This is a genomic window from Candidatus Omnitrophota bacterium (assembly GCA_028716165.1).
Taxonomy (GTDB): domain Bacteria; phylum Omnitrophota; class Gorgyraeia; order JABMRG01; family JABMRG01; genus JAQUQI01.
Genome location: JAQUQI010000021.1, coordinates 1 through 7,661 on the forward strand (window position 1 = coordinate 1; position 7,661 = coordinate 7,661).

Below are 7,661 nucleotides of genomic sequence, written 5' to 3' on the forward strand. Positions count from 1 at the left end.
TCTGTGCCTCGCGCGCGCGTGCTTTTTCTCGGATACAGGGAGAGCCGGCTGTGCACGCACGTCTTTTTCCCGTGGGTCACCCATTCAAGCCTTGGGGGGGTGCCATGGGCGTGTTTTTCTTGCCGGATGCGGCTTGTTGCCGCTCCGCTGACAGGCGCGGTGACGCGCCCTGGGGCGGCCAAAATGTTTTTTGACTTTCCAGTTGCTGTTTTGCCCTGCCCTGCCCGTTTTTTTCCCCTGCTTTTTCGTTTCCGTTCGTGCCCTGCCCGTTTTTTTCCCCTGCTTTTTCGTTTCCGCTTTGTTTTGCATTTTCTTTCAGTTTAGCAAAAATTGTTAAATCAACCGCAATATCGCTTTCAAGCCAACGAAATTGCCCGGGCGGCAATTCTGATTTGTGTATTATTTCAATATATCGGAATTTGTCGCCGCAAACAGGGCAAAGCCTTGAAAGATAAGAATCACTGTTTTTATATTTGTCCGGGTCTATATTTTTTGATAACAAGTATTTACGATATGTACTGTTGCTTAATTTACCGAACCAACGCGTATTATGTCTTTGTTTTAACGATAGTATATATGACTTGTCATCGTCAGATAAGGTATAGAAAGACAGGGCGTCCACTATCGGGCGTAAAACATATTTAATTTTATGATACATTTTTTTTTGTGTCGTCGCAAAATTGTAATGGATGTTTGAAGACTCACAATTTAAAGCAAAACATTCATTTATAAACTTTGTCCAGTCTAAACGAATTCGGTTTAGTTTATCCGGTGCAATAGCTCCAATTCCGTTTGTGTTTGTGATAGGAAAAAGGGCGTTAAAGTGTATATGTAACTTTCCGTAATCATTACCCATATCATGCCGGCGAATTAACCCCCCTGGAGTGTTAAAATGATCCTTTATAATCCGGATAACCGCGTCTGTACATAACTTTAGCTTGTCAGAGCTAGGCTTACTTGCTGAAACCTCTGCCGGCAACGTAAAGATCATATATCCTAGAACAGGGGCCCATGATAACCGGTCTTTGGCCCTGGTTACTCGTTTTTTATGCTCCCTTGAGCCTTCTTTGCCGCAAATAGGGCATAAATCTGACTTGCAGAACAAACGAAGGTATTTATGGTGTCCGTGGGAGCATTTTAAATGTATAAAAGAAGTGCCGCAATACTCTAATTTTGCGGCAAGGTCATAATGGCCATGGTCTGCAAGCCAGCGAATATTTTCAATTTTACCTAAAGTAGCACGCTCTAATGGACTTACGTCAAAATCAAATACTTGGGCGATAGGTGAACATAAGGACGGCAAAACATGCTTAAAATCGGTTGAAGTAGGATCATAAAACTGATCATCTGGGAGCTGGGGGGGAGACTGGAAAAGGGTCGGGGCGGCTTTCATTGGGCCGCCCCTTTCACGGTGGAATATTTTTTAAGTCTGTTTATGATCTCCTCTGCCCGCTTTGCCGCCGCGGGGTTGTTTTGCTGTTGATAGTGGTATTGCCAGTATTGTTGCCGCTGTATGTTAAATAGAATAGCGGCCTGGCTCATTTTTATAATTTGGTTGTCCACTGTGGACCCTTTTTTTATTATCATAACATTACCCATACTATAAAAGCAATAAAAAAAGTCAGAAACAGTGTTTTTTCTTTTAAATCGGTTTTGCGGCGTTAAAGCTATGATCAAAGACCGTTGATAATGCGTTTATACTTGGTAAATCTTCCACAATATAGCTGATCTCAAAATTTGACAGACACGACATAACCGATAAATTATGGGAGCCTATGACTGCGTGTTGTCGGTCAATAATCATTGTTTTTGCATGACAACAACGATTATCTTTTAAGTGACGAATATCTATACCGTGTTTTTTTAACGTCGCGCTTGATGAAAAATTGGTTTTTGGTGTAGACCTGCGGTCATCGTGACAGTTGAATAGTATCTTGATTTTAACGCCGGCTTGTCTTTTTTTGATAAGCGTGTTGAAAAAATTAAACAATGCGCGCCCGCGCGGTTTGTCCGTTATTTCCAGTTTAAAGGTTGATATTAGAATTTCTTTTTTGGCGCTCTCAATCAAAGCGGTTGCAAAAGGCAGGTATTGATGATCTATAAGGAACATGTTAATCGTCTCTTTCCGGCGCGGCGTCGCGCTCAAACAATTCCGTCTTCACTGCTTCCAGTATAGCCTCTAAATCCTTGGTTGTCAAGGAGCCACTTCCAATAGCGAGGATGATAGCTTCAACGTCTATTTCCATAACCCCTCCCGTTGTTTTTGTTTCTGGCCGGTAATACGCGCAATTGCTTTCTTTGAAAAGCCGGCTTGTGCTAAAATTCTGTGTAAGTTTTGGGGCGGCTCATAGTAGGGCCGCTCTAAAACTGTATAACAGTGTGTAGATATCCGGAGTAGAGCCAGGCCGGTTAATACGGCGATTATAATTATGAAAATGTAACGCATGAGTGCCCCCTAATCATTGTTTGATAGCGACAACCGAGAAAGACCAATATAAATCTATCCCGGTTATCGTTATCCAGCTATATTTTAGCTTATGTAATAGCGCGCATATTTCGTCTGGTTGCGGCAAATACCGATGTTTAGTGTTGTTTTCCGGCTTCCAATATTCCATTTTTTCAGAGGGAAGATATAGGAACAAAACCCCTCGCGCGGAGAGACAATGCGTCCAATACGTGATCGCATTAACCCAAGATTGTAAATGCTCTAACGTATGCGATGAAAAAATATAATCATACGGCGGGTCCGGCAGGTTTAAGGCATGATAAGAATCGTTCATATTTAAATTAACCGGCCTGGCGCCGTACAGGTGTCCTGCAAGAGCCCCGCCTATGTCAACGCCGCGCCCTTTGCAGTATTGCCGTGCTGTATGTTCTATGTATTTATAGGCGCCGCCCCATTTTAAATATTGGGGGTAATATTTTTCTTTATAGAGATATAACCTGGGATCTGAAAGTTTGTTTGTCATGTTAGTCAATTGGTCTCTTTCCGATAATGGAGCGCGGGTATTTAGCAAGCATATGCAATACCGCGGTAAATACGAGCTCCGGTTGAATGTTTTTCATACATGGTGCGGGGTGTCCGTGTGGACACTCTGTCCAATGCTGGTTACATGGTGAGCAGGGAAGCGGCCGCCAAATGGGGTACCATTTAATGTAATATTTATCTCTACATTTAGGCGAATACGCGCCCCACAAGCCAACGCTTGGGATTTCTAGCGCTGTTGCTATACATAATAAGCCGGACGATGAGCCAACGACAACATCGGACAAAGCGAGTATTGCTATGCAGTCGCGTAAAGATGTTTGACCGCATAAATTGACAACATTGCTAGGCGTGGGAACGACTAGGTTTTGTGCGAGTGTTGGAGTAAAAGAGCGTTCAAGGGAAGCTTGTGCGCGGTCGTGGCTTTCGCCGAGCCAGATTACTTTATAACCAGCCTGCGTCAGGGAAGTTGACAAGGTTGCCGTATATGAAAGAGGCCAATTACGGTTTGGCGTTGATGTCTCAAGGGCTATTGTTATAATTTTGTCTTTCGTGGTGTCAACGCCATGCCTGGCAAGCAATGCTTCTGCCCGCTTGCCTTCATCAAGCGTCACAACGAGCATGGCGCGACAATCCGAGCTTGACTTTGGCCGCGGCAAGCCGCCGTAATGAAATGTTGCGTCCACGGGGTCCATACGGGCGGCTTTTTTCATATACGTTGCGATACCGGAAAAATCGTATACCTCTTCACAACGTCTGATTAAACTTTGCATATTCCAGAACTCGTCTTTTACGCAAGCGGAGCAATATGGCACGTGTTGCCAGATCGGCATTGCTCGTTCATTTGTCATAACCATGATATTTGCTTGCGGATGCCGCTTGTGGAGTGCTTTCACAAATGGCATGATCCAAAGGCTGTCACCTATGCCGCCGCCGGCCAGAACTAAAATACTGCGCAAATCGCGAGTCTGGCGCCGGCGGACCATCCAATTTGGCGTAAGGTCTAGGCAACCTTGTAGGACATGATATTTCTGCCAAAAGAATTTAGGGCAGTAAGCAATATTATTTGTGAATAAAACTTCATCACTAATTAAAGGTGTTTTTGGCGGGATAATACCGAATTTGCTTGGTGGAGCGTATAAAATATACATTAAGGAGACTCCTCTGTTGTATTGGTTAGGCTGTGTGGGCCGTTGCAAAAGCGTCGATTGCACTGGCGGCCGCCGTTGAAGGGTCTAACGTATAATCTGTACCCCAACTAGCACCTAAAGCATACGCCGATTTTAAACCGAAATACAGAACACATCCAGCCGGTATGCTGGTTGTGTAACCGTATGAAAAGGCGTAATCTTCAAGGCCCAGAGCGGTTGCCTGTGTATCAAGCGCGGTTTTGTGAGAGTGTGTGCTATATTCAGAAATAGCCGCCAACATAGACGCGGTCTGGAAAGCACCGCCAGACGCAAATAAATCCATAAGACCTTTTGCGTTCTGCGCGTTCCATATTTGACCGGCCGGTGTGACAGCCGCTAATCCCAAATAAAGCTTACTATCAACAGCACCGCCGCCGACGATGTTAGCAATTTTTGATGTTTGTTTGCCAATTGCCCGCATTGCCGCGCGTAAGTAGCCCATTAAATCAGTCTTTTTGTTCGTAGGTGTAAGCCACATGCGCACGACGTGACGTCCTTTCCAAGGAAAGAACACAACCGCGTCAGCGACTTTGCCGCTAGCACTTAAAGACATTAAAGGACCTGTTACTTTTGCCATATTGTTTCACCTCCTTTCGTGCCGTGTATAATTACAGCGGCGTTATTTTGCTCATATAACATATTACATCAAAATGGAAGCCAGGACAAGTTAAACTTTGTCCGCAACCATTTTCCAATACCGGCTATGACCGGCAATGCAACAACAGACCAGGACGAATCTGTTGCGTATTGTATGCCGCCAGTAATAGCGACGTCCACAATTGAACGTCCGATCCTTGTCAATGCCGCTTTTTCTGCTGAACCCATAAGCACCCCCTTTCATTTAAATATAATCAAACATATTCAATCAACGTAACGCTTAAATCTGCCGCTTGCGAAAGCGGCATTGACGCGCCAATAACCATTTGTGTTGTAGCAAGACTAACTAAATATGGATATATAGCAACGAAAATTTCTGACGCCGGCTCATATATACCTGCGCCAAAAAAGAATGGGACTGATTTTTGCGGATCAACAGCCGTAATGCCAACAGTCGCGCGCGGCGTTGCGGCGTTTGGTAAAGTGAAAGTATAATGCCTTATATTTTTAATCACGCCTGCCCCCTTATCGTTAATAACAACATCGCCGGACAAACCGGACATTATAAAGTAATTGTAATACCAAAGCAATGAATTCCATTGAGGCATTGCCGAATACCAGCGCGCGCGGTCTGCGTCTGATAGGTTGTTGAAAGCCGAAGCGACTGTTTCCAGCCGGCCGCGTTGTATTTTTTGCGCGCCTGTGACTTTTAAGCCAAACTTTTGAAAGCCAGGCAAACGCCACGGGTATCGCTTCCGGACTGCGCCGTTCGGCATAACCTTTGTTAATGTGCCTTTGTAATCTTTTTCCCATTCGCTTGGTATTACCTGCGTTCCGGTTATATGCACCATGTTATTATATCTGACTATTTCTTTTAGAATCTAAAAAACGTATAATTGCAATATGTTAAGTATCATTGACTTTTTTTGCAAATTCTTCTAACGTTGCCGCCATTTTTGTTGTGTTGTGGTTAATAACACGAACGCCGCAAGCAATAGAGCGCAAATATTTACCTATTACCCAATATAACCCCAATATCAATAAACCGGTGGGGCCAAGCTCCTGAATAATTATAGTTATAATTAACTCAAACATTGAAAACCTTGTTGTTATATAAATACACGATACAAGTAATACATTTCGGTATCAGTTAAAGCACGATTATAGACCAGAATATTGCTTAATCTGCCTATAAATGTACTTAACGCCAGGCCGCCGGCAAAGTGCATATACGGCGATTCCGTGTTATCCCAATCCGGCAAAGTAGTCGTGTAATTTAATATACGGACGCCGTCTTTAAACATTCGCCGGAAAGCCTGCCGGTCCCAAGCAAACCCAACGCAATGCCATTTACCGTCAGCTAACGAATCAACCGGATAATAGGCAATTCCCTTTGAGTCACCCTGGCCAACTTCAAGTGTTAATCTGTTTGTGTGGGCTGGGTCATTGATACCCCGTAAATAAAATCTAAAACCACGCATAGGCGGGGCGATGTATGTGCCGGCGATAGATTCACCCCATGAAACAACATTCGTTGTTGGATGATTTATCCATACAACAACAGAAATATTATTTGTATAACCTAATTGTAGATAAGGCACAACCGGCGCGTATATGTGATTATCCTGACTATTGCCTTGTATAGACCAGGGCAATTTATTATTCTGGCCAGGCTCGTAAGTGAATGTGTGCGAGGGGTAATTAGGCGAAAAAGATGCTGTTCTGTCATTTTTAGATAAGTCAGCAATAGATGTCAGGCTTCTTTCGTTCAGTGGATAGCAAGCCGCTAAACCGAGGTATGCAATCGGGCTTAATAATGCGCGCTGTAAAAACAAATTCCAGCCGGATAGTTTGACTTTTTCTTGCGCGGCCTTCGCGTTATATTCTGCTTTCTCCGCGTCGGATAAAGCGAGCCAATGAGCTAAAGTAATTAAATAAAGTGTTCGTTGATTGGCTTGTGCCGGTGTAGGCCTTGACTTTTTTTGTCGCTTCTGCCAGCGCACTTGCTGGCCGCTTTTTCGTATAGAAAAGGTAAGACCGTGGCCGATACTGCCACGGGCTTGAAGCGACATCAGGGGAGCTGTTATTTTTGCCATTATTGCCTCAACATAAATTCACTGATATATAAATGATAACCTGCCATACGAAAACGCCGAACTGCTCGCAAATTGTATTCTTTTTTTTCTGCCGGCGATAAATAATATCTCCAATTATGGACAGCTTGAGCAAGCTTGTCGCGCGCCGGCTGACTTTCGGGGTTGTAAATTGATTTTGGCACAACATAAGGATATTTGTCCTGGTGTATAATACGTTTGTTTGCGTATTGCATGCCATTATCACGGCGCACGCGGTATATAAACTGCTTTGCCAACTGTTTTCTAACTTGAAACCCAAGTGGAATACCTGCAAACGATCTGTGATCTAATTTATGCGTTCCCATAAGCACCTGTCATATATATTCGGGGCGTCGTGCTCCGTTTGGTATAGTATATGCCTAAAATAAACAATAAGTCAATGAAAATACAGTAATAACAATATATTATAAATTATCTGGCTTGACTGTTTTAGACAAAAAAGATCATACCGCAATACCCCCCCCAAGAGTGGGGGGGGTATTGCGGAACGTCGCCCTTGTGGCGTGGGGGGGGCTGATATCCAACAAAAAGGGCAGGGCAGGGCAAAACAGCAACTGGAAAGGCGGCACTGTGGCCGCCCCAGGGCGCGCCCCAGCGCGCCTGCCGCGAAGCGGCAACAAGCCGCGTCCGGCAAGAAAAACACGCCCATGGCACCCCCCCAAGGCTTGAATGGGTGACCCACGGGAAAAAGACGTGCGTGCACAGCCGGCTCTCCCTGTATCCGAGAAAAAGCACGCGCGCGCGAGGCACAGA

Annotated in this window: 10 protein-coding genes; all 10 read right to left on the reverse strand. The window is 44.6% G+C overall.

From position 1 onward, the window contains the following. Nucleotides 1-76: 76 nt before the first annotated feature. Nucleotides 77-1,393 carry a hypothetical protein gene (locus PHV77_07360; GenBank protein ID MDD5505092.1) on the reverse strand — a complete coding sequence of 439 codons (1,317 nt, stop codon included), beginning with the start codon at nt 1,391-1,393 and terminating at the stop codon, nt 77-79. A gap of 249 nt (nt 1,394-1,642) precedes the next feature. Further along, on the reverse strand, nt 1,643-2,110 hold the full coding sequence (locus PHV77_07365) for a phospholipase D family protein (protein ID MDD5505093.1): 468 nt from the start codon (nt 2,108-2,110) through the stop codon (nt 1,643-1,645). A gap of 1 nt (nt 2,111) precedes the next feature. Continuing rightward, nucleotides 2,112-2,246: a hypothetical protein gene (locus tag PHV77_07370; GenBank protein MDD5505094.1), complete on the reverse strand. Its 135-nt coding sequence runs from the start codon at nt 2,244-2,246 to the stop codon at nt 2,112-2,114. A gap of 724 nt (nt 2,247-2,970) precedes the next feature. Further along, complete coding sequence (locus PHV77_07375; GenBank protein MDD5505095.1) at nt 2,971-4,137, reverse strand: glycosyltransferase family 9 protein; 1,167 nt, start codon at nt 4,135-4,137, stop codon at nt 2,971-2,973. A gap of 25 nt (nt 4,138-4,162) precedes the next feature. Beyond that, nucleotides 4,163-4,753, reverse strand: coding sequence for a hypothetical protein (locus tag PHV77_07380; GenBank protein ID MDD5505096.1), 591 nt, complete (start codon nt 4,751-4,753; stop codon nt 4,163-4,165). Between the two features lie 68 nt (nt 4,754-4,821). Next, nucleotides 4,822-5,001 (reverse strand): hypothetical protein, encoded by a 180-nt coding sequence (locus tag PHV77_07385; protein MDD5505097.1) that lies wholly within the window; start codon nt 4,999-5,001, stop codon nt 4,822-4,824. Between the two features lie 26 nt (nt 5,002-5,027). Beyond that, entirely contained in the window at nt 5,028-5,624 is a 597-nt protein-coding gene (locus tag PHV77_07390; GenBank protein ID MDD5505098.1) for a hypothetical protein, read from the reverse strand. 55 nt (nt 5,625-5,679) lie between these two features. Then, on the reverse strand, nt 5,680-5,868 hold the full coding sequence (locus PHV77_07395) for a hypothetical protein (GenBank protein ID MDD5505099.1): 189 nt from the start codon (nt 5,866-5,868) through the stop codon (nt 5,680-5,682). A gap of 14 nt (nt 5,869-5,882) precedes the next feature. Then, complete coding sequence (locus PHV77_07400) at nt 5,883-6,869, reverse strand: hypothetical protein (GenBank protein ID MDD5505100.1); 987 nt, start codon at nt 6,867-6,869, stop codon at nt 5,883-5,885. After that, a complete protein-coding gene (locus PHV77_07405; protein ID MDD5505101.1) occupies nt 6,869-7,213 on the reverse strand; it encodes a hypothetical protein in 345 nt (114 codons plus the stop codon). Before PHV77_07405 ends, PHV77_07400 begins: the two co-directional genes overlap by 1 nt. Nucleotides 7,214-7,661 lie beyond the last annotated feature (448 nt).

What these genes read in the sequence shown, in the direction of transcription:
- PHV77_07360 (MDD5505092.1), bottom strand. Translation starts at nt 1,393, where the DNA reads ATGAAAGCCGCCCCGACCCTTTTCCAGTCTCCCCCCCAGCTCCCAGAT.
- PHV77_07365 (MDD5505093.1), bottom strand. Translation starts at nt 2,110, where the DNA reads ATGTTCCTTATAGATCATCAATACCTGCCTTTTGCAACCGCTTTGATT.
- PHV77_07370 (MDD5505094.1), bottom strand. Translation starts at nt 2,246, where the DNA reads ATGGAAATAGACGTTGAAGCTATCATCCTCGCTATTGGAAGTGGCTCC.
- PHV77_07375 (MDD5505095.1), bottom strand. Translation starts at nt 4,137, where the DNA reads ATGTATATTTTATACGCTCCACCAAGCAAATTCGGTATTATCCCGCCA.
- PHV77_07380 (MDD5505096.1), bottom strand. Translation starts at nt 4,753, where the DNA reads ATGGCAAAAGTAACAGGTCCTTTAATGTCTTTAAGTGCTAGCGGCAAA.
- PHV77_07385 (MDD5505097.1), bottom strand. Translation starts at nt 5,001, where the DNA reads ATGGGTTCAGCAGAAAAAGCGGCATTGACAAGGATCGGACGTTCAATT.
- PHV77_07390 (MDD5505098.1), bottom strand. Translation starts at nt 5,624, where the DNA reads ATGGTGCATATAACCGGAACGCAGGTAATACCAAGCGAATGGGAAAAA.
- PHV77_07395 (MDD5505099.1), bottom strand. Translation starts at nt 5,868, where the DNA reads ATGTTTGAGTTAATTATAACTATAATTATTCAGGAGCTTGGCCCCACC.
- PHV77_07400 (MDD5505100.1), bottom strand. Translation starts at nt 6,869, where the DNA reads ATGGCAAAAATAACAGCTCCCCTGATGTCGCTTCAAGCCCGTGGCAGT.
- PHV77_07405 (MDD5505101.1), bottom strand. Translation starts at nt 7,213, where the DNA reads ATGGGAACGCATAAATTAGATCACAGATCGTTTGCAGGTATTCCACTT.